General features: G+C 70.4%; 27 protein-coding genes. 15 read left to right on the forward strand and 12 right to left on the reverse strand.

Features of this window, described 5'->3' with window-relative positions:
* The first annotated feature begins 2 nt into the window (after positions 1 to 2).
* From Apa02nite_RS47600 to Apa02nite_RS47610, 3 genes are read left to right on the forward strand one after another with little or no spacing between them, the layout of a single operon-like run.
* Positions 3 to 659 carry a cysteine hydrolase family protein gene (locus Apa02nite_RS47600; protein ID WP_203831044.1) on the forward strand — a complete coding sequence of 219 codons (657 nt, stop codon included), beginning with the start codon at positions 3 to 5 and terminating at the stop codon, positions 657 to 659.
* Positions 656 to 2,242 carry a SulP family inorganic anion transporter gene (locus Apa02nite_RS47605; RefSeq protein ID WP_203831045.1) on the forward strand — a complete coding sequence of 529 codons (1,587 nt, stop codon included), beginning with the start codon at positions 656 to 658 and terminating at the stop codon, positions 2,240 to 2,242. The genes Apa02nite_RS47600 and Apa02nite_RS47605 overlap by 4 nt, the downstream gene beginning before the upstream one ends.
* A 54-nt stretch (positions 2,243 to 2,296) precedes the next feature.
* The gene (locus tag Apa02nite_RS47610) at positions 2,297 to 2,668 is read left to right on the forward strand and encodes an AtzH-like domain-containing protein (RefSeq protein ID WP_203831046.1); all 372 of its coding nucleotides are present in this window, start codon (positions 2,297 to 2,299) and stop codon (positions 2,666 to 2,668) included.
* 9 nt (positions 2,669 to 2,677) lie between these two features.
* On the opposite strand, the gene Apa02nite_RS47615 is transcribed toward Apa02nite_RS47610, so the two are convergent.
* On the reverse strand, positions 2,678 to 3,376 hold the full coding sequence (locus tag Apa02nite_RS47615) for a DNA-directed RNA polymerase II (RefSeq protein ID WP_203831047.1): 699 nt from the start codon (positions 3,374 to 3,376) through the stop codon (positions 2,678 to 2,680).
* A 101-nt stretch (positions 3,377 to 3,477) separates the two neighbouring features.
* Here Apa02nite_RS47615 and Apa02nite_RS47620 point away from each other — a divergent pair, with 101 nt between their 5' ends.
* The 3 genes from Apa02nite_RS47620 to rpiA all read left to right on the forward strand — a co-directional run bounded on the left by Apa02nite_RS47620 (position 3,478) and on the right by rpiA (position 6,055).
* Positions 3,478 to 4,701: a GNAT family N-acetyltransferase gene (locus tag Apa02nite_RS47620; protein WP_203831048.1), complete on the forward strand. Its 1,224-nt coding sequence runs from the start codon at positions 3,478 to 3,480 to the stop codon at positions 4,699 to 4,701.
* Positions 4,702 to 4,982: 281 nt separating this feature from the next.
* A complete protein-coding gene (locus Apa02nite_RS51745; protein WP_373873104.1) occupies positions 4,983 to 5,273 on the forward strand; it encodes a hypothetical protein in 291 nt (96 codons plus the stop codon).
* An 80-nt stretch (positions 5,274 to 5,353) separates the two neighbouring features.
* On the forward strand, positions 5,354 to 6,055 hold the full coding sequence (gene rpiA / locus Apa02nite_RS47630; protein WP_203831049.1) for a ribose 5-phosphate isomerase A: 702 nt from the start codon (positions 5,354 to 5,356) through the stop codon (positions 6,053 to 6,055).
* Between the two features lie 97 nt (positions 6,056 to 6,152).
* Here the strand turns inward: rpiA and Apa02nite_RS47635 are convergent, their stop codons facing one another.
* The 3 genes from Apa02nite_RS47635 to Apa02nite_RS47645 all read right to left on the reverse strand — a co-directional run bounded on the left by Apa02nite_RS47635 (position 6,153) and on the right by Apa02nite_RS47645 (position 9,208).
* Positions 6,153 to 7,070: an alpha/beta hydrolase gene (locus Apa02nite_RS47635; RefSeq protein ID WP_203831050.1), complete on the reverse strand. Its 918-nt coding sequence runs from the start codon at positions 7,068 to 7,070 to the stop codon at positions 6,153 to 6,155.
* Positions 7,071 to 7,077: 7 nt separating this feature from the next.
* Complete coding sequence (locus Apa02nite_RS47640; protein ID WP_067705418.1) at positions 7,078 to 8,274, reverse strand: DUF1015 family protein; 1,197 nt, start codon at positions 8,272 to 8,274, stop codon at positions 7,078 to 7,080.
* A 307-nt stretch (positions 8,275 to 8,581) separates the two neighbouring features.
* Entirely contained in the window at positions 8,582 to 9,208 is a 627-nt protein-coding gene (locus tag Apa02nite_RS47645) for a mycothiol-dependent nitroreductase Rv2466c family protein (RefSeq protein ID WP_203831051.1), read from the reverse strand.
* Positions 9,209 to 9,309: 101 nt separating this feature from the next.
* Here Apa02nite_RS47645 and pepN point away from each other — a divergent pair, with 101 nt between their 5' ends.
* Both pepN and Apa02nite_RS47655 read left to right on the forward strand, forming a co-directional pair.
* Entirely contained in the window at positions 9,310 to 11,865 is a 2,556-nt protein-coding gene (gene pepN / locus Apa02nite_RS47650; RefSeq protein ID WP_203831052.1) for an aminopeptidase N, read from the forward strand.
* Between the two features lie 169 nt (positions 11,866 to 12,034).
* On the forward strand, positions 12,035 to 12,586 hold the full coding sequence (locus Apa02nite_RS47655) for a Uma2 family endonuclease (RefSeq protein ID WP_203831064.1): 552 nt from the start codon (positions 12,035 to 12,037) through the stop codon (positions 12,584 to 12,586).
* A gap of 6 nt (positions 12,587 to 12,592) precedes the next feature.
* On the opposite strand, the gene Apa02nite_RS47660 is transcribed toward Apa02nite_RS47655, so the two are convergent.
* On the reverse strand, positions 12,593 to 12,982 hold the full coding sequence (locus Apa02nite_RS47660) for a DUF5130 family protein (RefSeq protein ID WP_203831053.1): 390 nt from the start codon (positions 12,980 to 12,982) through the stop codon (positions 12,593 to 12,595).
* Positions 12,969 to 13,259 (reverse strand): aa3-type cytochrome oxidase subunit CtaJ, encoded by a 291-nt coding sequence (gene ctaJ / locus Apa02nite_RS47665; protein WP_083972495.1) that lies wholly within the window; start codon positions 13,257 to 13,259, stop codon positions 12,969 to 12,971. Before ctaJ ends, Apa02nite_RS47660 begins: the two co-directional genes overlap by 14 nt.
* Before the next feature lie 203 nt (positions 13,260 to 13,462).
* Between ctaJ and Apa02nite_RS47670 the strand changes: the two genes are divergently transcribed.
* A complete protein-coding gene (locus Apa02nite_RS47670) occupies positions 13,463 to 13,969 on the forward strand; it encodes a hypothetical protein (protein WP_203831054.1) in 507 nt (168 codons plus the stop codon).
* 7 nt (positions 13,970 to 13,976) lie between these two features.
* Positions 13,977 to 14,786 carry a class F sortase gene (locus Apa02nite_RS47675; RefSeq protein ID WP_239165080.1) on the forward strand — a complete coding sequence of 270 codons (810 nt, stop codon included), beginning with the start codon at positions 13,977 to 13,979 and terminating at the stop codon, positions 14,784 to 14,786.
* A gap of 28 nt (positions 14,787 to 14,814) precedes the next feature.
* Here Apa02nite_RS47675 and Apa02nite_RS47680 read toward each other — a convergent pair whose 3' ends face one another.
* Positions 14,815 to 15,369: an HNH endonuclease gene (locus Apa02nite_RS47680; RefSeq protein WP_203831055.1), complete on the reverse strand. Its 555-nt coding sequence runs from the start codon at positions 15,367 to 15,369 to the stop codon at positions 14,815 to 14,817.
* 189 nt (positions 15,370 to 15,558) lie between these two features.
* On the opposite strand from Apa02nite_RS47680, the gene Apa02nite_RS47685 reads away from it, so the two are divergent.
* From Apa02nite_RS47685 to Apa02nite_RS47700, 4 genes are all read left to right on the forward strand, one after another.
* Positions 15,559 to 16,647, forward strand: a complete 1,089-nt coding sequence (locus tag Apa02nite_RS47685) for a mechanosensitive ion channel family protein (RefSeq protein WP_373873103.1) — start codon at positions 15,559 to 15,561, stop codon at positions 16,645 to 16,647.
* 202 nt (positions 16,648 to 16,849) lie between these two features.
* On the forward strand, positions 16,850 to 18,250 hold the full coding sequence (locus Apa02nite_RS47690; protein WP_203831056.1) for an MFS transporter: 1,401 nt from the start codon (positions 16,850 to 16,852) through the stop codon (positions 18,248 to 18,250).
* A 57-nt stretch (positions 18,251 to 18,307) separates the two neighbouring features.
* Positions 18,308 to 18,709, forward strand: coding sequence for a globin (locus Apa02nite_RS47695; protein WP_203831057.1), 402 nt, complete (start codon positions 18,308 to 18,310; stop codon positions 18,707 to 18,709).
* Between the two features lie 65 nt (positions 18,710 to 18,774).
* On the forward strand, positions 18,775 to 20,034 hold the full coding sequence (locus Apa02nite_RS47700) for a delta-60 repeat domain-containing protein (protein WP_203831058.1): 1,260 nt from the start codon (positions 18,775 to 18,777) through the stop codon (positions 20,032 to 20,034).
* Between the two features lie 35 nt (positions 20,035 to 20,069).
* Here Apa02nite_RS47700 and Apa02nite_RS47705 read toward each other — a convergent pair whose 3' ends face one another.
* The 5 genes from Apa02nite_RS47705 to Apa02nite_RS47725 form a co-directional block, all read right to left on the reverse strand.
* Entirely contained in the window at positions 20,070 to 20,651 is a 582-nt protein-coding gene (locus Apa02nite_RS47705; protein WP_067705435.1) for a type III secretion system chaperone family protein, read from the reverse strand.
* 129 nt (positions 20,652 to 20,780) lie between these two features.
* Entirely contained in the window at positions 20,781 to 21,440 is a 660-nt protein-coding gene (locus Apa02nite_RS47710; RefSeq protein ID WP_203831059.1) for a DUF8185 domain-containing protein, read from the reverse strand.
* A complete protein-coding gene (locus Apa02nite_RS47715; protein WP_239165081.1) occupies positions 21,437 to 21,853 on the reverse strand; it encodes an acyl-CoA thioesterase in 417 nt (138 codons plus the stop codon). Before Apa02nite_RS47715 ends, Apa02nite_RS47710 begins: the two co-directional genes overlap by 4 nt.
* A complete protein-coding gene (gene ettA / locus Apa02nite_RS47720) occupies positions 21,846 to 23,522 on the reverse strand; it encodes an energy-dependent translational throttle protein EttA (RefSeq protein WP_203831061.1) in 1,677 nt (558 codons plus the stop codon). The genes Apa02nite_RS47715 and ettA overlap by 8 nt, the downstream gene beginning before the upstream one ends.
* A 114-nt stretch (positions 23,523 to 23,636) precedes the next feature.
* Positions 23,637 to 24,173, reverse strand: coding sequence for a hypothetical protein (locus Apa02nite_RS47725; RefSeq protein ID WP_239165082.1), 537 nt, complete (start codon positions 24,171 to 24,173; stop codon positions 23,637 to 23,639).
* 114 nt (positions 24,174 to 24,287) lie between these two features.
* Here Apa02nite_RS47725 and Apa02nite_RS47730 point away from each other — a divergent pair, with 114 nt between their 5' ends.
* Positions 24,288 to 25,688, forward strand: a complete 1,401-nt coding sequence (locus tag Apa02nite_RS47730) for an alpha,alpha-trehalose-phosphate synthase (UDP-forming) (RefSeq protein WP_203831062.1) — start codon at positions 24,288 to 24,290, stop codon at positions 25,686 to 25,688.
* Positions 25,689 to 25,861: the final 173 nt, after the last annotated feature.

The following is a 25,861-nucleotide window of genomic DNA, read 5'->3' on the forward strand; positions in this document are numbered from 1 at the left end:
CCGTGCCGACCGTTGAGGCATCACCCACCCCGTTCACCTTCGCGAAGAACAGCACCGCGCTGCTGGTCATCGACATGCAGCGCGATTTCCTGCTCCCCGGCGGCTTCGGCGAGAGCCTGGGCAACGACGTCGCGCAGCTGCGGCGCACCATCGAGCCGCTGACCGCGCTGCTGGCGGCCTGGCGAGCGGCCGGGTGGAAGGTCATCCACACCCGCGAGGGCCACCTGCCCGACCTGTCCGACTGCCCGCCGGCCAAGCTCCGGCGCGGGCCGATGATCGGCCAGGCGGGTCGCTTCGGCCGGGTCCTGATCCGTGGCGAGTACGGCCACGACATCGTCGACGAACTCGCACCCGTCGAGGGCGAGGACGTCGTCGACAAGCCCGGCAAGGGCGCGTTCTACGCCACCGATCTCGCCAAGATCCTCGAGAACGACGGCATCACCTCCCTGGTCGTCACCGGGGTGACCACCGAGGTCTGCGTGCACACCACGGTCCGCGAGGCGAACGACCGCGGTTACGAGTGCCTGGTGCTCGCCGACTGTGTCGGCTCCTACTTCCCCGAGTTCCAGCGCGTCGGCCTGCAGATGATCGCCGCACAGGGCGGGATCTTCGGCTGGGTCGCGGAATCGTCCGCCCTGATCGAGGAGATCACGCGATGACACCTGCCACCAGCGCGGTGAAACCTGCCTACTGGGTCCGCGGCGACACCAACGCCTTCTTCGGCTTCGGCGTCAACGTCCTGGTCAACGTGCTCACCCTGACCGGTCTCTGCCTCGGCGTGATCAAGTTGCCGGCCGGTGACGTGTTCGGGGTGATCCTCCCGGCGCTCGGCATCGCCCTGGTCGGCGGCAACGTCTACTACACGTACCTGGCTCGCAAGCTGGCCGTGCGGGAGAACCGCACCGACGTCACGGCGATGCCGTACGGGCCGAGCGTCCCGCACATGTTCATCGTGATCTTCGTGATCATGCTGCCGATCTACCTGACCACCAAGGACCCGGTGAAGGCGTGGACGGCCGGCATCGCCTGGGCGTTCATCATCGGCGTGATCGTGCTGATCGGCGCGTTCGTCGGGCCGTACATCCGCAAGTACGCGCCGCGGGCCGCGCTGCTCGGCACCCTGGCCGGCATCTCGATCACCTTCATCTCGATGAACCCGGCCGGCAACATGTGGAAGGCCGCCTGGATCGCCCTGCCGGTCTTCGGGCTGCTGCTGATCGGCCTGCTCACCGACGTGAAACTGCCGTTCAACCTGCCGATCGGCCTGGTCGCGCTGCTGGCCGGCACCGCGATCGGCTGGATCGGCGGGGTGATGAGCGTGCCGGACGTGACCGCCGCCGCGAAGGACATCGCGTTCGCCTTCCCGCACCTGAAGTTCGACCTGTTGATCGACGGCCTGACCGACATGGCGCCGCTGCTGGCCACCGCGATCCCGCTGGGCGTCTACAACTTCACCGAGGCGATGACCAACGTGGAGAGCGCGGCCACCGCCGGCGACCGGTACAACCTGCGCAGCGTGCTGCTGGCCGACGGGGCCGGCGCGGTGATCGGCTCGTGCCTCGGCTCACCGTTCCCGCCGGCCGTCTACGTCGGTCACCCGGGCTGGAAGGCGGCCGGCGGCCGCACCGGGTACTCGATGGCCACCGGCGTGGTGATCGCGCTGCTCTGCTTCTTCGGCCTGTTCGGACTGCTCGGCGCGATCTTCCCGACCGCCGCGATCGTGCCGATCCTGCTCTACATCGGCCTGCTGATCGGGGCGCAGGCGTTCCAGGCGACGCCCCGGGCGCACGCCGCCGCGGTGGTCGCCGCGCTGGTGCCGAACATCGCCCAGTGGGCCACCGGGCAGATGGACAACGCGCTCGCCGCGGCCGGCACCACCGCGGCACAGGTCGGCAACGACGCGCTGACCGGCGCCGGTGTGGTCTACGACGGGCTGAAGACGCTCGGCGAGGGCGCCATCCTGGCCGGTCTGGTGCTCGGCGCGATCGTGGTGTTCATCATCGACAAGCGTTTCTGGCACGCCGCGATCTTCTCCGGGACCGGTGCGGCGCTCACCTTCGTCGGCCTGATCCACGCCCCGAAGGTGCAGTTCAACGCGAACGGGCAGGTCGCACTCGGCTACCTGTTCCTGACCGTGGTCTGCGTGCTCTTCGCGCTGACCCGGCCCGCACCGCGCGTCCCGGAGCCCGGCGAGGACCCGGAGGAGGCGCCGACCGGCCGCGAGACCGTACCGGCAGCCTGACCGCGTGGACGGCCCGGCTGCCCGCCGGGCCGTCATCGGACGAGAGGACATCGCATGGAGCGCGACCGGCCCGAGGTGATCGCCGAGGTCACCGCAGCCTTCGAGGCCTATGAGCGGGCGCTCGTGGCGAACGACGTCGAGAAGATCCTGAGCTGCTTCGCACCGGAGGCGGTCCGCTTCGGCATCGCCGATCAACAGGTGGGCATCGAAGAACAGGAGAGGTGGCGGCGCGCGCAAGGCCCGTTGCCGCCGGGCCGCGCCCTCAAGGAGACCCAGATCATTTCGTACGGCCTGAGCACCGCGGTCGTGACCACCCTGTTCGGCTACCCCGGCTCGGACGTGCTGGGCCGGCAGACCCAGGCGTGGGTGCGCCGGCCCGAGGGCTGGCGCATCGTCACCGCGCACGTCTCCGAACCCCGCACGTGAGCCGCCGGGTCAGACGAACAGGCTCTTCACCCAGTTCACCGCGTCCATCACCCAGGCGGTCTGCTGCAGGAAGGTGAACCCGGCGCCGACCAGGAACACGCCCACCACCATGTGCGAGCCCCGGGCGGTGTGCCGGGTGCGGCCCATCTGCCGCTCCAGCACCGTCCGGCCGACCAGCCGGGCGAGCGCGAAGACACCCGCGGCCACCAGCAGCGTCACCACGAACACCACCACCGGGGTGGTCAGTGAGCCGCCGCCGGAGAGCGCCCAGATGCCCCAGCAGACGAACGTGAACAGCACCGCGGCGGTGCTCCACTCGCCGCCGCGGCGCAGCTGGCGGACGTGCCAGCCGAGGCTGTGCTGCGTGCGGGGCGCGCCGGCGCCGGGCCAGCCGGTGCCGGTCGGCTCGTGCTGGGCGGTGTTGTCGTGCTGCTGCGGCGTGCGCGGCGTGACCTGGGCCCGGCCCTGGCTGAACGGCGACTGCGGCGCGTTCTGCGGCGCCGGCGAGGTCGGCGCGTGCGGCGTCTGGACCTGGGTGTGCTGGTGGTCCGGCGCCTGCACCCGGGTGGGCGGGTGGTTCGGCGTCTGGACACGCGTCGGCTCGCCGGACCGCGGAACGGCGGGCGCGGGCTGCGTCGGCGGCTCCGCCCACGGGTCCTGCGGCGGCATGTCGAGCGTCCGCTCCGACCACTGCGGTTGCTCCGGCATGATTCCCCTCTCGATCAGGTGGCTGATCAGCCACCTGCCTTCGAGAGTAACGACGCCGCAAATAGGTGGCCCGCGACACGGCAGTCCGTTACACAAGCTCCATGGATTCCGCGATACGACTCCGGCAGGGCACGGCCGAGGATTTCCCGGCGGTCTGGGACCTTCTGGGCCTGGTGTTCCACGACGAGTTCGAGGGCGAGGCGCGGGACGCCGAGGAGGCGGTCTTCGAACCGGAGCGGTCCCTGGTCGCCGACGACGCCGGGCTGATGGCCGGGCACGCACTCGCGTTCGGCCGCCGCCTGGGCGTGCCCGGCGGTGAGCTGCCGGCCGCGCACATCTCCAGCGTCGGGGTCCGGCCCACGCACCGGCGGCGCGGCCTGCTGACCGCGCTGATGCACCGCCAGCTGATCGACATCGCCGAGGCCGGGCGGGAGCCGCTCGCCGTGCTGTGGGCCAGCGAGACCTCGATCTACCCCCGGTTCGGGTACGGCCCGGCCGCCTTCCGCCACAAGTTCTCGATCATGAACCAGGAGGTCCGGCTGCCCGCCCCGCCGCCCGGCCCGCCCGCCCGGCTGCGGATGGGATCGCCGGCCGACCTGCTCGGCGAGCTCCGCCAGGTGTACGACCGGGTGCGCCCCGGCCGGGTCGGCTGGTCCGACCGCGACGACAACTGGTGGCGGTACGTCCTGGCCGATCCGAAGGACCAGCGCGACGGCGCCACCCGGCAGCACGCGGTGCTCCTGGACGGACCCACCGGCCCGGCCGGGTACGCGCTCTGGCGGGTCAAGGGCGGCTGGACCGACCACGGCCCGGACGGCGAGGTGCAGGTCGGTGAGGTGGTCGCCGGTGATCCGGTGACGTACCAGGCGCTCTGGCGCTTCCTGCTCGGCATCGACCTGACCCGGACCGTGTCCTACAAGCTGGGCGCCGTCGACGAGCCGCTGCAGTTCCTGGTGGACGAGCCGCGACGGCTGGGCGCACGGAAGATGGACGCGCTCTTCGTCCGGCTGGTGGACCTGCCCGCCGCGCTGGCCGCCCGGCGCTACCTGACCGCTGTCGACGTGGTGCTCGAGGTCGACGACCCGATCCTGCCGGCGAACGCCGGGCGCTGGCGGCTGACCGGCGGGCCGGACGGTGCGACCTGCGTCCGGACCGGCGACCCGGCCGACCTGGCCTGCCCGGTGACCGATCTCGGCGCGGCCTACCTGGGTGGCACCTCGCTGGCCACCCTCGCGGCGGCCGGCCGTGTCCACCAGCTGTCCGACAATGATCCGAGTGCGGCGTTCGGCTGGCACCGCCCGCCGAGCGTCACCGAGGTCTTCTGAGCGGACGGGCGGGTACCGTCGGGATCATGGCTGAGCCCGAACGCCGCCGGCGGCGTGTACGTCCCTCCTCGGGTGCGGACGACATCCCGGCGGCCCCGGCGCCGGTGCCCACGCCTCCCCCGGCTCCCCCGGCGACGCCGGTCCCTCGCGCACCGATCCCGACCGCGCCCACCAGCCCGGCGGCACCCGTCCCCACCCCGCCCACCGGCCCGGCAGTGCCGATCCCGGCCGCACCGGCCGGCCCGGCAGTGCCGATCCCCGCCGCGCCGGCCGGCCCGGGTGTGCCGGTGCCCGCGCCGCCCGCGTCGGCGCCCGCCCGGCCGGTGCGGCCCGCCGGACCGCCACCGCCGAAGCGGACCGCCGGCAACGGCGGCGGCAACACCGAGGACCGCGAGGTCGAACGCGGCCTGCGCGGCCTCGTCGGATCCGGGTCGTCGCAGGTCAGCGTCGGTGCCGCGCTCCGGGCCCGGGACGCCGCCCGGCCGAGTGACGAGGACCTGGCCGCCGCCGACCGGGACCTGGTGATCGTGCGGCGCAACTGGCTGCCGCGCGAGGAATTGCCACGCCGGTAGAAGCTGCGCGACCACAATGCCCGGACACTACGATGTGGTGGACCACCGGCCGCAGGATCCTGGAAACGGTTGACTAGCCCATGCAGTGGAAGAACCGCCCCAATGGCCTGACCTGGTCAGGTGTCATCAAGAACGAGGAAGCCAAGCGGGAGGCCGCCGCGCAGCTCGCGGCCGAGCTTCAGGACGGGCAGACGGTCGGGATCGGCTCCGGTTCGACGAGCTTCCTCACCCTGCAGGCCCTCGCCGCGCGCGCCGAGAAGGAGGGTCTCTCCTTCACCGCGATCCCGACCTCGATCGAGGTGGCGAACGCCTGCTCCGCGCTCGGGCTGCGGATCACCACGCTGAACGACGCCCGCCCGGACTGGTGCTTCGACGGCGCCGACGAGGTCGACGACCACAAGCGGCTGATCAAGGGCCGGGGCGGTGCGCTCTATCAGGAGAAGCTGATGATGTCCGCGGCGCCGAAGGCGTTCATCGTGGTCGACCAGTCCAAGATCGTGGACCGGCTCGGGCAGAACTTCGCGGCGCCGGTGGAGATCGACCCGGCCGCGCTCAGCCTGACCTTCGAGAAGCTCGAGGGCTTCCCCGGTCTGGAGGAGGTCACCCTGCGCGCCGCCGGCGGCAAGGACGGCCCGGTGATCACCGAGCGCGGCAACCTGACCCTGGACCTGCGGTTCAGCGAGATCGGCGAGGACGCGCACACCCGGCTCAAGCAGATGCCCGGCGTGGTGGAGACCGGCCTGTTCTTCGGCTACGACTTCGAGCTGATCCTGGCCGGCTGAGCACCAGCCGACCAGTCACCTCCCCGGCTGGTGCTCACGGCTGCCTCAAGGCGGTTGAGGCAGCCGCCGGCACCAGCCGGCCGTGCGTGCGACCTGCTCAGAACGTGAGCGCCGCACGCAGCGCGGCAGCCACCTGATCGGCCACGGCCCGGGCCGCGTCGATGGTGGCGATCTTGCGGGCGAAGCCGTGGTTCACGCCCATGTACCGGGTGTGCACCACCGGCACCCCGGCACTGATCAACGCGTCCGCGTAGTCGGCGCCCTCGTCGCGGAGCGCGTCGTACTCGGCCGTGATGATCAGGGTGGGCGGCATGCCGGACAGGTCGGCGACCGCCAGCGGCGCCACGTCCGGGGTGAGCCGCTGCCGCGGGTCCGGGACGTAGGTCTCCCAGGCCAGCTTCATCGAGGCGCGGTCGAGGCCGTACTCGCCGAGCTCGTCGTAGGACTCGGCCGAGGTGAGCGGGTCGAGGGCCGGGTAGATCAGCGCCTGGAAGTCCAGCGGGGTGGCGGCGTCCCGCTGCCGGCGCGCGGTGACCGTGGCCAGCTGGCCGCCGGCACTGTCGCCGCCGATCGCCAGCCGTGACGGGTCGACGCCCAGCTCCGAGCCGTTCTTGCGGACGTGGCCGAGCACTGTCGCGGCGTCGTCGAGCGCGGCCGGGTGCACGTGTTCCGGTGCTAGCCGGTACCCCACCGACAGCACCGCGCAGCCGGACCGGTCGGCGACCCGGCGGCAGAACCGGTCAACGGTCTCGATGCTGCCGTAACACCAGCCGCCACCGTGCAGGTAGACGAAGAGCGGCGCGTCGGCGCGGGTGGCGTAGAGACGGCAGGGCACACCGTCGGCGTCCAGGTCGGCGACGACCGGCAGCGGCAGCGCCGGGCCGGTCTCCGCCTCGTTGGACTCCTCCATCGCCGTACGGGCGGCGAGAAGCTGGTCGTAGGCGCTGGCCGCGAGCTGCTCGGCAGTAGGGCGGCGGCGAAGTTTCGCCGCCGCCGTCACCTGAGGGTGGAGCATGCCTGCGTCAGCCGAGCTGGGCCAGGACGAGACCGCCACGGGCCTTCGGGGTGAACCAGGTGCTCTTGCGCGGCAGCTTCAGCCGGGCCAGGTTGACCGCGACGAAGTCCTCAACGGTCACCGGCGCGATCAGCACGGCCAGCGCGGCCCGACCGGCGTCGACCTCACCACGCAGCCACTCGACCGGGTAGTCACCACCGATGTAGGAGATCCGCTTGTCGCCGGGTTCCAGACCCAGCACGTCACCCAGCAGCACCCGCTCGACCAGTCCGTGGTCCAGGTTGTCCACCGCGGTTCCGGCCGGGTCGGACGGCAGTGCGACCGAGTAGGAGCGACCCCCTGCGTACACCTCGATCGTGCCCTTGGGGGGAAGGGCCGCGGCGCGCGGCAGCTCGGTGACCGTCGCACCTGCCTCGCGGAGGCCTTTCAGAAACTCCTCCGGCGTCGCCGGAAGCTCGCTGACCAGGCGGTTGTAGGGCTGGATCGCGACCGAGGCGGGTGTGGTGATCACCGCGAGGAAGCGCGGCAGCCCACCGGTCTGCGCGGCCAGGCTCCGGTGGTTGCCGTCGGCGACCACCAGCTCGCCGCCGCCGGCCAGCGCGGTGAGCCGGTCCTGCAGCTCACCGGCGCCCAGCACCCAGATGGCGTGGGTCCGGCCGGTCTGGTCGGTGTCGGTGGCCTCCGGCTCACCGGCCGCGTCGCAGGCGTCGGCGAGCGCGGCATGCAGTTCCTCGCCCTTGCCGGTCTGCAGCAGCAGCACCGGCGAGAGCAGCGTCTGCAGCGCCTCGGCGAGCGCGACCCGCTCACGGACCTTGGCGATGAAGACGTCCTCGTTGCGGATGACCAGGCCCGGCTCGTCGGCGCTGGTGGAGATCTCGGCCGTTTCGACCATGCTCCACAGGCCGTAGGCGGGCGCCTCGTCCTTCGCGGTGATCCGATAGAGCACCACGACGTGCTCAGCCTGCCGGTAGTCGCCCTCGGACTTGTCGCGCTCCAGCCGGACGACGGCGTCCGGTAGGGCTTCCGCGAAGGTCTTGCCGAGGGAGTCGGGCGCGAGATGCGGCATTTCCACGGCCAGCGAGCTGTGCGGATTGGCCGTGATGATGTCGGTGATTTCGGCGTCGTCGGCGAACTCGTCGTAGTTCTGGGCTCCGGTACCGCCAGTGGTGATCCAGGCCCGGCTGATCGGGTGCACGACCGTCATGAGGGGCAACTTACCCCGCGGACCGGCGGTGCCTACCTACCGGCATGTTCGCGCGTGACCTGCTCAACTGTGCCCGTCGATGAGCGTTCACCGGACGTTCGACCGGAAGTGCCGTCCCGAGGAGCGGATTTTCCGTCCCGAGGAACGGATTCGCGGTGACCGTGACCGGTGGCGCGACGAGTCCCGCCAGTTCCGGGGAGAGATCCGCCCAGACGCCGCGTTGAACGCCGATCGTCATGTCTGCTGCCGTGCTGGATGAGGTGTACATCACCTCATCCAACGACGGTGCGGGCCCTCGGGTGGTGCACTAGTCGAAAATCGGGCCGAGTTCGCGGCTTCGCTTGATCTCGTAGAAGCCCGGGGTGCCGGCGACCAGCAGGACGCCGTCCCAGAGCTTTCCGGCCGCCTCGCCCTTGGGCGCCGGGGTGACGACCGGGCCGAAGAAGGCGATGGTGGAGTCCGGGTCCGGGCCGGGCGCGTGGATCACCGGGGTGCCGACGTCCGTGCCGACCGGCTTCATCCCGGCGTTGTGGCTGGCCCGCAGCGCCTCGTCGCGGCTGTCGGAGGTGGCCGCCGCGGCCAGCGCCGGGTCCAGACCGGCCTCGGTCAGGGCCTCGGTGAACAGCTTCTCGTCCAGCTCGTACTTCTGCAGGTGGATCCGGGTGCCGAGCGCGGTGTAGAGATCGCGCAGCACCTCCGGCCCGGCGGTCTCGGCCGCGGCGATGCAGACCCGGACCGGGCCCCAGCCCTTGTCCATCAGGTCCCGGTACTGCTCCGGGAGGTCCCGGCCCTCGTTGAGAACGGACAGACTCATCACGTTGAACCGGATGTCGAGGGGACGCACCTTCTCCACCTCGAGCAGCCAGCGGGAGGTGATCCAGGCCCACGGGCACAGGGGGTCGAACCACATGTCGACAGTCGCGCGTTCGCTCATGGGATCGATCCTGCCACCGCTGAAGGCGGTGGGGGTGCGGTGTGAGACGGGCGCGACGCATAGGCTGCGAGGAAAAGCAGTCAGCTCGAAGGAGAGTGCACGTGGCCGGTGTTCACAACCTGACCCAGGTCGAGGCTGCGGAGCGGAGTCGATTGCTCGAGGTCGTCGGCTACGACATCACCCTCGACCTGACCGACGGAAACGGCGATCCCGGTTCCGTCACCTTCCGCTCCACCACAGTGCTCACCTTCCGCTGCGCCGAGCCCGGCGCGGAGACGTTCGTCGAGGCCGCGGCCGTGAAGCTGCACACCGCCACGCTGAACGGCGAACCGCTCGACCTGAGTGCCTGGTCGCCCGAGAAGGGCCTGCGGCTGACCGCCCTGGCCGCCGAGAACACCCTGGTGGTGGACGGCGACTTCGCGTACTCGGCGAGCGGGCAGGGCCTGCAGCGCAGCGTCGACCCGGTCGACCAGGAGATCTACCTCTACAGCCAGTTCGAGACCGCGGACGCCCAGCGGGTCTACGCGGCGTTCGACCAGCCCGACCTGAAGAGCGTCTACACCTGGCACGTGACCGCGCCGAGCCACTGGAAGGTGGTGTCGAACTCGCTGGTCGAGCGGGAGGAACCGGCCGCCGGCGGCGCGCGGACCGTGCACTTCGCCACATCGGCGAAGATGAGCACGTACATCACGGCGATCTGCGCCGGGCCGTACCACGAGGTCCGCGACTCGCACGACGGCATCGACCTGGGCGTGTTCTGCCGCGCCTCGATGGCGCAGTACCTGGACGCCGACGACCTGTTCCTGGTCACCAAGCAGGGCTTCGACTTCTTCCACGAGCAGTTCGGCGTGCGCTACCCGCTGCCGAAGTACGACCAGCTCTGGGTGCCGGACTTCAACGCCGGCGCGATGGAGAACTTCGGCTGCGTCACCCACGCCGAGGCGCACTACATCTTCCGCTCGCAGGTCACCGACTACGAGTACGAGCAGCGGGCCAACACGATCCTGCACGAGCTCGCCCACATGTGGTTCGGTGACCTGGTCACCATGCGCTGGTGGAACGACCTGTGGCTGAACGAGTCGTTCGCCGAGTGGGCCAGCCACTGGTGCAACACGCACGCCACCCGGTTCACCGACGCCTGGTCGACGTTCCTGTCCATCCGGAAGGCCTGGGGCTACCGGCAGGACCAGCTCTCCTCCACCCACCCGGTGTACTGCGAGATGCCGGACCTGGAAGCCGTCGAGGTCAACTTCGACGGGATCACCTACGCCAAGGGCGCCAGCGTGATCAAGCAGCTGGTGGCGTACGTCGGCCTCGACCCGTTCCTGACCGGTCTGCGCGCCTACTTCGCCAAGCACGCCTGGGGCAACGCCACCTTCGACGACCTGCTCACCGAGCTGGAGGCGGCGTCCGGGCGGGAACTGCGCAAGTTCGCCGCGCAGTGGCTGGAGACCGCGCAGGTGAACACCCTGCGCCCGGTCGTCGAGCTGGACGACCGGCAGCACTACACCAAGGTGACGGTCCTGCAGGAGGCTCCGGCCGACTACGCGACGCTGCGCACCCACCGGATCGGGATCGGCCTCTACGACCTGGACGGCGACCGGCTGGTGCGGCGCGAGCTGCTCGAGGTGGACGTGTCCGGGGAGCACACCGAGGTCACCGCGCTGGCCGGGGTCAAGGCGCCGGACCTGCTGCTGATCAACGACGACGACCTGACGTACGCGAAGCTGCGCCTGGACGAGCGCTCGATGGGCACGCTGGTCAAGCACATCGCCGGCTTCGACTCGGCGCTGCCGCGGGCACTGTGCTGGGCCGCGGCCTGGGACATGCTGCGCGACGCCGAGCTGGCCGCCCGCGACTACGTGCAGCTGGTCTGCTCGGGCCTGCCGGCCGAGAGCGACATCAACCTGACCACCGCCACCCTGCGGCAGGCCGGCAGCGCGCTGGTCAGCTTCGCGGACCCGGCGTGGGCGCCGACCGGCTGGGCGATGCTGACGACGCTGGCCGAGACCCAGCTGGCCGCCGCCGAGCCGGGCAGCGGATGGCAGCTGACCTGGGCGCGGGCGTACATCACCGCGGCGCGTACCGAGGAGCAGGCCGCCGTGCTGCGCGGCTGGCTCGACGGCGCGGCCCCGGCCGGCCTGGTGGTCGACACCGAGCTGCGCTGGTCGCTGCTGCAGGCGCTGTCCGCGCTGGGTGCCGCCGCCGAGTCGGAGATCGACGACGAGCTGACCGGTGACAAGACGGCCAGTGGGGAGCGGGAGGCGGCGGTCGCTCGCGCGCTGCTGCCGACGCCGGAGAACAAGGCCCGGGTGTGGGCCGACCTGACCGGGCCGCAGACCCCGCCGAACTGGCTGAACCGGTCGCTGCTGCAGGGCTTCCAGAGCACCCGCCAGGTGGCCCTGACAGCGCCGTACGCGGAGAAGTTCTTCACCGAGGTGGGCAAGGTGTGGGCGCGCTCGGACAGCGAGCCGGCGCAGGAGTTCACCCAGCTGGCGTACCCGGCGTTCCAGATCAGCCAGGAGACGGTCGCGCTGACCGACGCCTGGCTGGCCAAGGACGGGCACCCGGCGTCGCTGCGGCGGCTGGTCGCCGAGGGCCGGGACGGCGTGCTGCGCGCGCTGAAGGCCCGGGCCAAGGACGTGTCGGCCGGCTGATCCGGTAGTACCAGGGAACGGCCTCGTCCGATTATTCGGACGGGGCCGTTTTTCGTGGATTCCCACAAAAGGAACTTACCGCCGCGTAACCCAACCGCAACAACACTGCGTGAGTAGGCTGACACTCCGCGTTCGGGTGATGGCGGCGTTGGAGGTAGAGCCCGTGACGATGCTGAGCCAGGGATCACCGGCCCGATGGACCGCGCCGGACGGCCGGTGGACCGAACCCGACCTGCACCTGTTCCCGCAGGACGGGCACCGGTACGAGATCGTCGACGGCAGCCTGCACGTCACGCCACGCCTGGACGGGATGCACGACGCCGTGGTCGACGCGATCGTCACCACGCTGCGCGCGGCCGCCCCGCCGGACTGGTGGGTGTGCGCCCGCGTGGGCGTCGAGATCGGCACCAGCAGCCTGGTGCCCGACGTCACCGTGCTGCGACCCCGGTCGTCCGGGACGAGCTGGGTGAGCCCGGCAGACGTGGCCCTGGTCGTCGAGGTGACCTCGGACGAGACCCGGCGCTACGACGACCTGCTCAAACCCGCGGTGTACGCGGCCGGCGGCATCCCCGCCTACTGGCTGGTGGAGCCGGGCACGGAGCTGCGGGTGCACACGCTCGACGGCGCGGCATACCGGCAGGTCCAACGGGTCGAGGGCGCCGAGCTGGTGAAGCTCGACGCCCCGTACCCGGTCAGAGTGGCACCGGGGGCCTGGCGATAAACCAGGTCAGGAACGGCCGGCGTGCGACGCCAGCTGGTCGAGACCGATCATCAGGCCACCGATCAGGTCGCCACCGGAGAACGAACCGGCCATGCCGAAGGCGGCCAGCTTCGCGTCCCGGTCGGTGATCCGCTTACGGGCCTCGTCGCCCGTGACGATCTCCAGCCTGCGCTGGCTCGGCGAGACGGCGAGGAGCACCGCACGATGCGGATCCACGATCTCGCTGTGCAGTTTCTCGGCCGACTCGCGGATCGGCTCCGCCAGCTCGCCGACGTAGATGCTGAAGGTCAGGCCGGTCGCCTGGTCGGCGAGGCGCAACGCCTCGTCCAGGCGCAGCAGCTGACGGGTCGTGAACGGGCTCTCGCGGTCGGCCACGACCGCCTCACCACTTGTCACTTGCGCCTCCTGTCGGGCCGGGCCGGACCGGAGCGCCGGAGCTGTCCTCGATGACCAGTCCGCGCTCGATCGCCTTGACCGCGTGACCGTGGCTCGCCGCGACGGATCGCTCGGGCGAGGCCAGGAACCACATCGGCGGGAACTCGTACGGCTGACCCGGACGGTACCGACGGGACGGCTTGTCCCGGTCAGAACCGGCGAGCGCGAGGAAGGACACCAGGCCGATGATCGCGGCCGGGATGATCAGATAGACCAGAATGGTGGTTATTACAGACAACTGAACGCCCCCAGGCGCCGGTGATCCATCGTGAGACTGAACATCAATCACGGTAGCGGAGCACGAGTCGTCCCGGACCGTCGGGTCTCGAACCGGGGTCTCACGCCGTCGGGATCTACGCGGAATGTGCGTCGCAATGCGAAAATCACCTTCACGCGCCGTCCGCGTACTTTCCACCCGCGAACGGCAGGAGGGGGATTTCCATGCGCCTGACCGTCCCCGCCGCTGGCGCGGCGATGTTCACGGCTCTGGCAGTCGCCGGAGCCCCCGCCGTGCTGCTGCCGGCCACCGCCGCGCGGGCAGCCGACGCCGTATTCCTCGAACTCAACCCGAGCACGGTGCGCGCCGGTGACGTGGTGTCCCTGCGCGCGTCCTGCAACAGCAACGCGAAGGCCGCCACGGTCACCGCGGCACCGATCGGATCGGTGCCGGTCGAGCCGGATTTCAACTTCCTGACCGCGACCGCGACGGTGCCGGCCGACCAGAAAGCCGGCGACTACAAGGTCACCCTGCACTGCCCGGACGACAAGACCGCGAGCGCGAACCTGCACGTGGTCGCGAAGGTCGAACCGGCCCGCGGCCCGGCCACCGGCGGCGGCGGGACAGCACCCGGGCCGGAAGCGTCCCTGCTGGTCGGCGGGGGCCTGACGGTGATGGTCGCGGCGGGCGCGCTGGCCCTGCTCTCGGTACGCCGCCGGCGACCGAGCTGAGGCCGGGGTGACCGACCAGACCGGGCGCCCGCCCCGCATGCCGGAGTCGGTGCAGCGCAAACGCCCGGCCCAGGTGATCGGCGCCCCGCCACCGGGCGTGGTGACCGGCCCGCTGCCGGCGCCACCACCGGTCGGCGGGGGCCGTTCACCCTTCCGGATGCCCCGGCCGCGCCGCCGGACGCCACCGTCGTCGGCGCGCCGGCGCAAGGGCCGCCTGCCGTTCGGCTGGATCGCGCTGATCCTGTTCTTCGTCGGGCTGTTCGCGGTCGGCATGGGGCTCGGCGTGGCCACCGGCTTCGACCTCGGCGGGCTGTTCCGCGGGCCGGACGCGCCGCCGCCGCGCGCCTTCCCGGTGCTGGAGCCGAGCCGGCCGCAGCGGCTGACCATCCCGGACCTCAAGGTCGACGCGCCGATCCTGGACGTCGGGCTGGCCGGCGACGGGTCGGTGGACGTGCCGCCGCTGAAACGGCACAACGAGGTCGGCTGGTTCGACGGCGGGCCGACACCGGGACAGTTCGGGCCGGCGCTGTTCGTCGGGCACGCGGACACGCGTACCGGTCCGTCGGTCTTCCACGACCTGGGCAAGCTCAAGCCCAAGCAGCCGATCGAGGTGCGCCGGGCGGACGGCACGGTCGCGGTGTTCGAGGTGAACTCGGTGGAGCACTACGACAAGGACGAGCTCCCGGTGCACCGGGTCTACGGCGACTACAGCCGGCCGGCGCTGCGGCTGATGACCTGCGGCGGGAAATGGCTCGGTGGCGAGCAGGGCTACGCCGACAACATCGTCGTCTACGCCTCGCTGGTCGACTCCCGGTGAGGGGTGCCGACCAGCGCGCGGGATATGACTACGCCGCCTCGGCGGGTGCCGCGGCGGCGTGGTTGTCGGGCAGGTCGAGCCAGTCCATCCAACGGGGATCGGGGGTGCGGTGCCCGAGCACCCGCCAGGCGACCCCTCGTGGCGCCTGGGGTATGGAATGCAGGCGCCAGCCGAGCTCGGCCGGTGTCTTGTCGCCCTTGCTGTGATTGCACTTGGCGCAGGCGGCCACCACGTTCTCCCAGGCGTGCAGACCACCTCGGCTGCGCGGGAAGACGTGATCGATGGTCTCGGCGGAACCCCGGCAGTAGGCACACCGGCCGGCGTCCCGGGCGAAGATCGCACGGCGGGAGAGGCCGATATGGGTGCGGTAGGGAACTCTCACATACCGCGTGAGGCGGACCACCGAAGGAACCGGGAGGGTTTGCCGCGCGCTGTGCAGGATGCCGTCTCCGTCGGAGATGCACTCCGCCTTGTCGGTGAGGACGAGAATTGTCGCCCGGCGCACCGATACGACGCACAGCGGCTCGTAGGTGGCGTTCAGCACTAACGAGGAAGAGCCCACTGTGGGTCGTATGTCAGGCATCGCAGTCACCCTTCCGGATCAGTTGCTTTCAGGCGCTCCCGTAGCTCAGCCGTGTGTGATCTGGGCCTCGCTGGCGTAGCCCGTGCGCCAATAGTCCCTGATGGATGACCAAATTGCGAGCACAATCTGTGGCGCGCGGGTAAACGTCTGAGGTCTCGGACCCAGGTCGACCCGGTACCTTGACTTCCCGTGTTGCTCCTAGCTCCAACCACCGACCCATCCCCATCCGTCACCCTGCCGACTGTCGATCTCGACAAGTCCTGCCAGCTCGATACGGTCTGCAACTGGCTGGTAGACAAGGCGGACTGGGCGCCCTGGCTCGCACAGAGCGGCTTCGTGATCATCGTGAAGCCGATGCGGGTCATAGCGATCATCGCGATCGCGATGCTGATCCGCTGGCTGCTGCACCGCGCGATCAGCCGGCTGACCGCCAGCACCTCGCGCGCCGCGATGCCGGCGCTGCTGAAGCCGCTGAAGGAACGGTCCGAGGTGGCGGCCGAGGAGGCCCAGTTCATCCCGGAGCGCCGGCGCCAGCGCGCCGAGGCGATCGGCTCGGTGCTGCGGAGTTTCGTCAGCGCGGTGGTCTTCACCATGGCCACGCTGCTGGTCCTGGGTGAGTTCGGCTTCAACCTGGCCCCGCTGCTGGCCAGTGCCGGCATCGTCGGCGTCGCGCTCGGTTTCGGCGCGCAGAGCCTGGTCAAGGACCTGATCGCCGGCCTGTTCATGCTGCTGGAGGACCAGTACGGCGTCGGCGACACGGTCGACCTGGGCGAGGCCATCGGCGTGGTGGAGAGCGTCGGCCTGCGGATCACCACGGTCCGGGACTCCCGCGGCGTGCTCTGGTACATCCGCAACGGCGAGATCGTCCGGGTCGGCAACAAGAGCCAGGGCTGGGCCATGGTCGTGATCGACATTCCGATCGGCTTCGTCAACTCGGAGGAGGCGATCAACGTGCTGAAGGGCGCCGCCATCGCGATCGCCGAGCACCCGGAACACCAGACCGAGTTCATCGAGCCGCCGGACGTGGTCGGCGTCGAGCAGCTCACCGTGGACGGCGCGGTGATCCGTACGATCGCGAAAACCACCGCGGACAGTCAGGCGACAGTGCAGCGGGAGCTGCGCCGGACGCTGAACGAGGCGATGGAGTCCAGCGGGCTGTCCGGGCGGATCGCCGCCTCCCGCATGGTGCCGCGCTCCTCGGTGCCCCCGCCCTGGTACACGGCCCCAGAGAATTCTTCGCCTTCGATCGGTGAGCAGCCGCCGGGCGGAGCGGCCTGACCAGGCCCTACGCCACATTAATCGGCTACACCCTCCGCCGAATGGTCGAAAATCGGGCCAACCGCCCTAGCATCGACTAGGACGATCGGGCAGAATCCGGAACAGCTTCTGCACATGCAAAGGCACGTTCGCGCCGGTGGACCCGAGAGTGCGGACGACTGTCGCCGGACTCTCGGCGATCGTCGAGAGCGATGGAGGGCGCGTGGCCAGCAACCCGGAGGGGTCAGAACCGACCGAAGAAGCTACGGAGAGTGGCAGCAATGTCACTTTCCGGGGCCTTTTCGGGCTGCCGGAGTTCCGGGCGGTGTACCTGTCCTCGGTGACCAGCTGGATCGGCGATTACCTGTCCCGCGCCGCCGTGACCGTTCTGGTCTACCAGCAGACCCGGTCGGTGCTGCTGTCCGCGATCTCCTTCGCACTCGGCTACCTGCCCTGGATCCTGGCCGGCCCGCTGCTCGCCTCGCTCGGCGACAGGTATCCGCATCGCCGGGTCATGGTGATCGCCGACGTCTACCGGATGACCCTGACCGCGCTGCTGCTGATCCCCGGCCTGCCGCCCGCCCTGATCCTGCTGGTGGTCCTGCTCAACAGCCTGGGCAGCCCGCCCGCCCAGGCGGCCCGGTCGGCGATGCTGCCGCTGGTGGTCGGCCGGGAACGGCTCACCCTGGCGATCGCCATCCAGTCGACCTCCACCCAGGCCGCCATGGTCACCGGATACCTGATCGGCGCGACCGTCGCCGTCGGCGTGAACCCGCGCCTGGCCATCGGCCTGGACGTGTGCACGTACGCGATCTCGGCGCTGCTGATCGCCACCCAGGTGCGGGCCCGGCCGGCCGCGGTGGCACTGGCACAGCGCCAGCACCTGCTGCAGGAGACCGCCGAGGGCTTCCGGGTGGTCTTCGGCAACCCGGTGCTGCGGTCCATCGCCATCGTGGTCTTCGCCGTCGTCGCGTTCTTCATCGTCCCGGAGAGCCTGGCCGCCTCCTGGGCCGCCCAGGCCGTGCCCAACGGCTCCCGCGGCCTCAACCAGGGCATGATCATGGCGGCCGGGCCGTTCGGGTTCGTCGTCGGCGGCCTGCTGTTCAGCCGGCTGGTCCCGGCCGACCGGCGGCGGCGGATGACCCCGCTGCTGGCCGTGGTCACCCCGCTGGTGCTCACCCCGGTCCTGCTGTCGCCGCCGCCGTTCGCCGTCGCGCTGCTGGTGACCGTTTCCGGGCTGGCACAGGGCGCCCTGCAGCCGACGCTCAACGCGGCGTTCGTGCTGGTCCTGCCGCCCACCCACCGGGCCCGGGCGTTCGGCGTGATGAACAGCGGGATGCAGGCCAGCCAGTTCGCCGCGGTGCTGATCACCGGGTCGCTGGCCGACACCTTCCGGATCCCGCTGGTGGTCGGCCTGTGGAGCGTGGCCGGCACGCTCGCGATGGGTGCGGTCGCGGTGTTCTGGCCGAACCGGGCCCGCTTCTCGGCCGCCGAGCAGGACGCCTCGGCCGAGACCCCGCCGCCCGCGACCGCGCCGCCGTTCGCCGCGCCGCCCGTCACCGCACCGCCGAAGCAGGCCGAGCCGCCGGTCACGCCCGCCGAACACGCCGAGCCGGCCGCCTGAGCCCGGGAGCGCCGAGGGTCACACCGCGGCGCACCGGACGGCTGGCAGGATGGAACGGTGACCGCACCCGTACCGGAAGAGGCCAATTTCTTCACCGCCGTCGGCGGCGAGCCCACGTTCCGCCGCCTGGTGGACAAGTTCTACGAGGGTGTCGCGCAGGACCCGCTCCTGCGGCCGATGTACCCCGAGGAGGACCTCGGGCCCGCGTCCGAGCGGATGCGGCTCTTCCTGATGCAGTACTGGGGCGGCCCGAGCACGTATTCGGAGACCCGCGGCCACCCCCGGCTACGGATGCGGCATGCGCCGTTCCGGGTCGGCCCGGCCGAACGGGACGCGTGGCTGGCGTGCATGCGGGCGGCGGTGGACTCGATCGACCTGACCGCGGAGCAACGCGCCACGCTCTGGGACTACCTGGAGCGGGCCGCGTATTTCATGGTGAACACGGAGCCCGCCGTCTGAATCGTGTCGCCACTGGCGGGTGACTCGTTGATCGGATTGTCCACCCACGATCCGGGAGTCGCCCCATGCGCCGTCGCCTGCTGGCCGTCGCCACCGTAGTCCTGGCCACGCTGGCCGGAGCACCACCCGCGATGGCCGACATCGCGCAGTCCGACATCGTCTCCAGCAACCCGGTGGACTGGACCCCGCACGTGCTGGACGGCACGGTCTGGTCCCTCGCCGTGGTCGGCGACACCGTGATCGTCGGCGGCGCGTTCACCAAGGTCGCGGACAGCAGCCGGCGCACCACCCTGGCCCGGAAGAACATCTTCGCGTTCGACCTGAACGACGGCTCGATCCGGTCGTTCGCCCCGGAGGTGGACGGCGCGATCTACTCGCTCGCGCCGGGCGCCGACGGGACGGTCTACGCCGGCGGCGCGTTCAAGAGCGTGAACGGCACCGCCCAGCGCGGCATCACCCGGCTCTGGCTGGGCAGCGGCAACCGGGACACCTCGTTCAAGGCGAAGGTCAACTGGGGTGACGTGCGCGCCCTGGCCACCCGGGGCGACCGGCTCTACGCCGGCGGCACGTTCACCGCGATCAACGGGACCAGCCGGGCCGCGCTGGCCAGGCTGGACGCCGAGACCGGCGCCGTGGACTCCGGCTTCGACGCCCGCCTGAGCGCGCCGGGGCTGAACCGGACCCGGGTCGAGCACTTCGACGTCACCGCGGACGGGCGCAAGCTGATCGCGGTCGGCGCGTTCCTCAAGTCCGGCGGCTACGACCGGACCCAGATCGCCCAGTTCGACGTCGGCGGCTCGTCGGCGCAGCTGACCGGGTGGTACACCGACGACTACAAGCCGCAGTGCATGAAGGGCTTCGACACCTACCTGCGGCAGGTGAAGTTCTCCCCGGACGGGTCGTACTTCGTGGTCGCGGCGACCGGGCGGGCCTCGTCGGCGCAGAAGCTGTGCGACTCAGCGGCGCGCTTCGAGACGAACCGGACCGGCCAGCAGCGGCCCACCTGGGTGCAGCGGACCGGCGGGGACTCGCTCTACGCGGTCGCGATCACCGGGCCGGTCGTCTACCTGGGCGGGCACCAGCGGTGGTTCGACAACCCGTACGGCACCGACGGAAACGGCCCGGGGCCGGGCGCGGTCGCCCGGCCGGGCATCGGCGCGGTCAACCCGAACACGGGCAAGGCGCTGTCCTGGAACCCGACCCGCGCGCGGGGCGTGGGGGTGCGGGCGTTCCTGACCGTCCCGGGCGGCCTGCTCGTCGGCTCGGACACCGACGAGCTGGGCAAGGAGTACCACGGCCGGATCGGCCTCTTCCCAACGAGCTGAGCCGGCTTGGCGGGACTGATGGGGGCTCTGCCGGGTTACAGCAGGGCCCCTTCGTCGTGGAGCCAGTCGACGAAGGACGTGGCGACGGCGGCGCCGCAGTCGAGCAGCTCGACCAGGAGCTTGTCGTGGGTCCCGGCGGCGAGCGGCACCTGGAGCTCCGCATAGATCGGGAGCTGGCCACGCTCGGTCGGGTCACCCACATACGCCTTGCAGAAGCGCCGCGTGTGGTTCCACTCGTTGACCACGCGGTAGGCCCGGTCGGCCCAGTCCGGCGGGACCGTCGCGTGCGGACGCGCCCGCATCACCAGGATCTCGTCATCCGGGCCCTCCAGGGTGAACAGCACCGCGTGCCGCTCCCACATGGCCAGCAGGCTGCCCCCGCCGTCGGCGAGGAACCGGATGTCGAGCAGGTCGAGCGCCTTGCCGATGCGCGTCAGCGACACCGGCTCGATCACATCGGCAGCGCCGGTCGCGGGCAGATCCGCCGGAGACCCGCTCCGGCTCGGCTCGCGTTGGGCCGGGACACCGACACGGACGGTGCTCTGCACCGCAACCTCGCCACCGGAATCCGCCTCGTCACTCGCGGCCGATCCCGAGCGCCATGACCACCACGGCATCGTGTGCACCTCACTCCCCAACAGGCCCGCTGCCGGACGTAGCGGTGGACCCGAGGGCCGACGGTACCCGGACAGTGTCTGAAGGTCATCCCCCCAACGGGAGGGCGGAACCGTAAGGACGATGCGGACTCACCCTTTCGGGTGACTGATCATCGTCATAACGGTCAATTTGTGGGCGCTCTGTCGCCACGCGACTCCATATGGTGCCGAAATTCCCACCCAGCCACCGACGGTCCGCACTCGCGCCGCCGCCGGTTCCGCGTCCCTCGGACCGAGGAAACCCATCCGCGCGACCGCCTGGACGAGTCGCTGGGAGACCTCCACCGGCTCGCCGCCCTCCGGAGTGACGACCAACGCAACGTGATCGAGGAGCGCGTCCCGGACCGCTCGCTGCCCGACCACCCGGCCGTCGACACCGGTCGAGGAGATCTCCCGCAGCGTCCCGGCGGCCGCGGCGGCCAGCCGGCTCAGCTCGGCGCCGGAGACCGACTCGATCGACCGGCTCGCGGCCGGCGGCAGCGCCCAGTGCCACAGGGTGTCCCGCCGGACCGGCAGATCCTGGCCACTCGCGGCCAGCACGGCCAGCAGAGCGGCGGCGGAGACCGTGGCGTCCCCCGGCCCGGGTCCGGCCACCTCGCGGGTGACCAGCACGTCCCAGGGCAGATGCGCCCAGAGGGCGGTCCGGCCGCCGGCCGACCGCAGCCGGACCGGCGCCGCCGGGTCCAGCCGGGTCAGCCTGGCCAGGAACGCGCCTGCGTCGGGAACCCCGAGCAGGCCGTGGGCACTCATGACCCGCCGTCCGAGAAGTACGGCTTCAAGAAGTCCTTCTCCGCCTCGGAGAGCCGCCGTGGATGCCCGGCCGCCAGGTTGTACGGCACGCAGACCGACTGCGCCCGGCTGGCCAGTACGCCGTCGTCGAACAGCTCGTACGACACGGTGAACGACGCCGTCCGCAGCTCGGAGACCCACATCTCGATCCGCACCGGGTCACCGAAGTCCACCGGGCGCAGATAATCGATCTCGTGGCGGGCGATCACGATGCCCTCCTCGAACGAGCCGAGGCCGTGCTTGCGGGCGCCCACGAAGAACATGGCGACGCGCGCCTCCTCGTACAGGGTGAGGAAGCGCGCGTTGTTGACATGCCCGTACGCGTCCATGTCGGACCAGCGCACGGGCACGTCGAGGATGAACCGCTCAGTCACGGGTGAGCTTGCGGTAGGTGACCCGATGCGGGCGAGCCGCATCCGCACCCAGGCGGTCGACCTTGTTCTTCTCGTACGCGTCGAAGTTGCCCTCGAACCAGAACCACTTGTCCGGGTCCTCGTCGGTGCCCTCCCACGCCAGCATGTGGGTGGTGACCCGGTCCAGGAACATCCGGTCGTGGGAGATGACCACGGCGCAGCCGGGGAACTCCAGCAGCGCGTTCTCCAGGCTGGAGAGCGTCTCCACGTCCAGGTCGTTCGTCGGCTCGTCGAGCAGGATCACGTTGCCGCCGATCTTCAGCGTCATCGCGAGATTGAGCCGGTTGCGCTCGCCACCGGACAGCACCTTGACCGGTTTCTGCTGGTCCGGGCCCTTGAAGCCGAACGCCGCGACGTACGCCCGGGACGGCATCTCGACCTTGCCGACCATCATGTGGTCGAGCCCGTCGGAGACGACCTCCCAGACCGTCTTGGTGCCGTCCAGACCGGAGCGGTTCTGGTCGACGTAGGACAGCTTGACCGTCTCACCGACCCGCACCGAGCCCGCGTCCGGCTGCTCCAGCCCGACGATCGTCTTGAACAGCGTGGTCTTGCCGACGCCGTTCGGGCCGATGATGCCGACGATGCCGTTGCGCGGCAGCGAGAACGACAGGTGGTCGATGAGCACCCGGCCGTCGAAGCCCTTGACCAGGTCCTTGGACTCGATGACGGTGCTGCCCAGGCGCGGGCCCGGCGGGATCTGGATCTCCTCGAAGTCCAGCTTCCGGGTCTTCTCCGCCTCGGTGGCCATCTCCTCGTACCGCTCGAGGCGGGCCTTGCTCTTGGTCTGCCGGGCCTTGGCGTTGGACCGGACCCACTCGAGCTCCTCGGTGAGGCGCTTCTGCAGCTTCTGGTCCTTGCGACCCTGCAGGGTCAGCCGGGCCGCCTTCTTGTCCAGGTACGTCGAGTAGTTGCCCTCGTACGGGAACGCGTGACCGCGGTCCAGCTCGAGGATCCAGGTCGCGACGTTGTCCAGGAAGTACCGGTCGTGGGTGATGGCGATGACCGTGCCGGCGTACTTCGACAGGTGCTGCTCCAGCCACGAGACGCTCTCCGCGTCCAGGTGGTTGGTGGGCTCGTCGAGCAGCAGCAGGTCGGGCGCCTCGAGCAGCAGTTTGCACAGCGCGACGCGGCGGCGCTCACCACCGGAGAGCTGGGTGACGTCGGCGTCCGGCGGCGGGCAGCGCAGCGCGTCCATCGCGAGCTCGAGCTGCGAGTCCACGTCCCACGCGTTGGAGTGGTCCAGCTCCTCCTGGAGCTTGCCCATCTCCTCCATCAGCTCGTCGGTGTAGTCGGTGGCCATCTGCTCGGCGATCTGGTTGAACCGCTCCAGCTTGGCCTTGGTGTCGGCGACCGCTTCCTCGATGTTGCCGAGGACGGTCTTCTCCTCGTTCAGCGGCGGCTCCTGGGCCAGCATGCCGACGGTGTAGCCGGGCATCAGCCGGGCCTCGCCGTTGCTGACCTGGTCGATACCCGCCATGATCTTGAGAAGACTGGACTTACCGGCGCCGTTCGGCCCGACAACACCGATCTTGACGCCTGGCAGGAAGCTCAGCGTCACGTTGTCGAGCACGACCTTGTCGCCGTGCGCCTTGCGCGCCTTTTCCAGGACGTACATGTACTGGGCCACGGTGTGCCCTACCTCCGCGATCGTGGATTTTCGGTGCCGGGTCAATGCGGTGCCGGGGATCAAAGGACAATCTTTCCAGGTCCCGCAGGCGCCTCGAACGCCAACCCCGGCGGTTTACCCGACGCGCGCCTTCTGTTCCACAAGACTGCCGTCCAGCTTGGTGATCAGCAAACGCTCCGGGGTCAGGTTGAAGCGGCTCCCGTCCGACGCCACACCCTCAAAACTGCCGTCCGGCAGGTACTGCACGTTCTTGATGAAGAGCGCGGTGATGCCCTCCTTCCACGGAGCGGTCTCGCCGCCCTTGTTGGCGTGGTAGAAGAGCTGCCCGATGTTGTCCTGGCAGATCCAGATCACCGTCTTGCTCCTCGTCGCCACCTCCAGCACCCGGCCCAGCTCTCCCACCGCGCCCTGACTCGGGCCGAGGTCCTGGGTCCGCTGCGGGCAGAGCCCGTCCGTGGGCAGCAACGCGGGCGCCGACGACGAGGAATCATCAGGCGTCGGCGAGGACGCCGCATCCGCCGGCCCGGGCCCGCGCCGCTCACTGAGCAGATACCCACCGGTCATCCCGATGATCGTGAGCATCACCGTGGCAATGACCACAGGGAAGAACAACGGGCGCCGATGCTGGGAATGATCATCGAGGGGTGTCACCGGCACAGGATGACACCCTGGTCAAAATCGCATGACGAGAGTGGGTACGACCCGAGCTGGCTACGCACAGTAGGCTCAGCTTGGGAACAGAAACCACCCGGAGGTGTACTCAGCGTGGCCCAACGAAGTTCCTTCGTCGTCGTCGCCAACCGTCTGCCCGTGGACGAAGTCACTCTGCCGAACGGGGAACGCCAGTGGCGCCCCAGCCCAGGCGGCCTGGTCACGGCGTTGCATCCGGTGCTCGTCGAGCACCGCGGCACCTGGATCGGATGGGCGGGCGGGGATGGTACCGCCCCCGAGCCGTTCGATCTGGAGGGCATCCACATCCACCCGGTGCCATTGAGCGCCGACGAACTCGAACGCTATTACGAGGGCCAGTCGAATGCGACGATCTGGCCGCTTTATCACGATGCGGTGGAAACCCCGGTCTACAAGCGCCGCTGGCGTGATTCGTACCGGGCGGTCAATCATCGGTTCGCCGAGGCGGCGGCCGACGTGGCCGCCGAGGGCGCGACCGTCTGGGTGCAGGACTACCAGCTCCAGCTGGTGCCGGCGATGCTCCGGGAGATGCGCCCGGATCTGAAGATCGGTTTCTTCCTGCACATCCCGTTCCCCCCGATCGAGCTGTTCATGCAGATGCCGTTCCGGGCCGAGATCCTGCGCGGCCTGCTCGGCGCCGACCTGGTCGGGTTCCAGCAGCGGCTGGCCGCGCAGAACTTCGTCCGGCTGGCCCGGCACCTGCTCGGCCTGCGCTACGTGGGTCAGTCGATCCAGGTGGACGGGCGCCAGGTGAAAGCCGGCGCGTTCCCGATCAGCATCGACACCAAGGACATGGAACGCCTGGCCGCCGACCCGGCGGTGCAGGCCCGGGCCAAGCAGATCCGGGCCGAGCTGGGTGATCCGAAAACCGTCATCCTCGGCGTCGACCGGCTGGACTACACCAAGGGCATCGAGCTGCGCCTCAAGGCGTTCCGCGAGCTGCTTGCCGACGGCAAGCTGAACGTCGGCGACGCGGTGATGGTGCAGGTGGCCACGCCCAGCCGGGAGCGCGTCGAGCACTACCAGACGCTGCGGGTCAAGGTCGAGCGCGAGGTCGGCCGGATCAACGGCGAGTTCGGCAAGGTCGGCACACCGGCGGTGCACTATCTGCACCAGTCGGTCGACAAGCAGGAACTCGCCGCGATGTATGCGGCAGCCGACGTGATGATGGTGACCCCGCTGCGGGACGGCATGAACCTGGTCGCCAAGGAGTACATCGCCTGCCGCGGCGACACCGGGGGCGCGCTGATCCTCAGCGAGTTCGCCGGTGCCGCCACGGAGCTGCGCCAGTCGTTCCTGTGCAACCCGCACGACCCGGACGGCGTCAAGGAGGCGCTGATGCGCGCGATCAACGCCGAGGCTCCCGAGCTCAAGCGCCGGATGCGGGTCATGCAGCGCCACCTGCGCACCCACGACGTCGCCCGGTGGGCCCACACGTTCCTCGACGAACTCGGGTCCGACGACACCGAGAACTGACAACCGCTGCACCGGCGCCGGACCGCTTGTGGTCCGGCGCCGTTCCTTTTCCTGTACGAATACTCCAGCGCCCGCCCGCAGGCTACGAGCCGAGTCCCGCCCGTGAGGCCGGCGCGAGACCGTGACCACTCCCGGCCGAGGCGCGCCTCCAGGCCTTGGCTGGCTCTCAGGGG

Origin of the sequence: Actinoplanes palleronii (genome assembly GCF_016862315.1) — a bacterium.
Classification (GTDB): Bacteria; Actinomycetota; Actinomycetes; order Mycobacteriales; family Micromonosporaceae; genus Actinoplanes; species Actinoplanes palleronii.

Coding starts and splice junctions, on each gene's coding strand:
- Apa02nite_RS47640 (WP_067705418.1), bottom strand. CDS start 8,274: ATGACGGTCGTGCACCCGATCAGCCGGGCCTGGATCACCACTGGCGGT.
- Apa02nite_RS47635 (WP_203831050.1), bottom strand. CDS start 7,070: ATGCTCCACCCTCAGGTGACGGCGGCGGCGAAACTTCGCCGCCGCCCT.
- Apa02nite_RS47615 (WP_203831047.1), bottom strand. CDS start 3,376: ATGCCGGAGCAACCGCAGTGGTCGGAGCGGACGCTCGACATGCCGCCG.
- Apa02nite_RS47680 (WP_203831055.1), bottom strand. CDS start 15,369: ATGCCTGACATACGACCCACAGTGGGCTCTTCCTCGTTAGTGCTGAAC.
- Apa02nite_RS47605 (WP_203831045.1), top strand. CDS start 656: ATGACACCTGCCACCAGCGCGGTGAAACCTGCCTACTGGGTCCGCGGC.
- Apa02nite_RS47610 (WP_203831046.1), top strand. CDS start 2,297: ATGGAGCGCGACCGGCCCGAGGTGATCGCCGAGGTCACCGCAGCCTTC.
- Apa02nite_RS47710 (WP_203831059.1), bottom strand. CDS start 21,440: ATGAGTGCCCACGGCCTGCTCGGGGTTCCCGACGCAGGCGCGTTCCTG.
- Apa02nite_RS47670 (WP_203831054.1), top strand. CDS start 13,463: ATGCGCCTGACCGTCCCCGCCGCTGGCGCGGCGATGTTCACGGCTCTG.
- Apa02nite_RS47645 (WP_203831051.1), bottom strand. CDS start 9,208: ATGAGCGAACGCGCGACTGTCGACATGTGGTTCGACCCCCTGTGCCCG.
- Apa02nite_RS47655 (WP_203831064.1), top strand. CDS start 12,035: ATGCTGAGCCAGGGATCACCGGCCCGATGGACCGCGCCGGACGGCCGG.
- Apa02nite_RS47705 (WP_067705435.1), bottom strand. CDS start 20,651: ATGCCGTGGTGGTCATGGCGCTCGGGATCGGCCGCGAGTGACGAGGCG.
- Apa02nite_RS47620 (WP_203831048.1), top strand. CDS start 3,478: ATGGATTCCGCGATACGACTCCGGCAGGGCACGGCCGAGGATTTCCCG.
- rpiA (WP_203831049.1), top strand. CDS start 5,354: ATGCAGTGGAAGAACCGCCCCAATGGCCTGACCTGGTCAGGTGTCATC.
- Apa02nite_RS47700 (WP_203831058.1), top strand. CDS start 18,775: ATGCGCCGTCGCCTGCTGGCCGTCGCCACCGTAGTCCTGGCCACGCTG.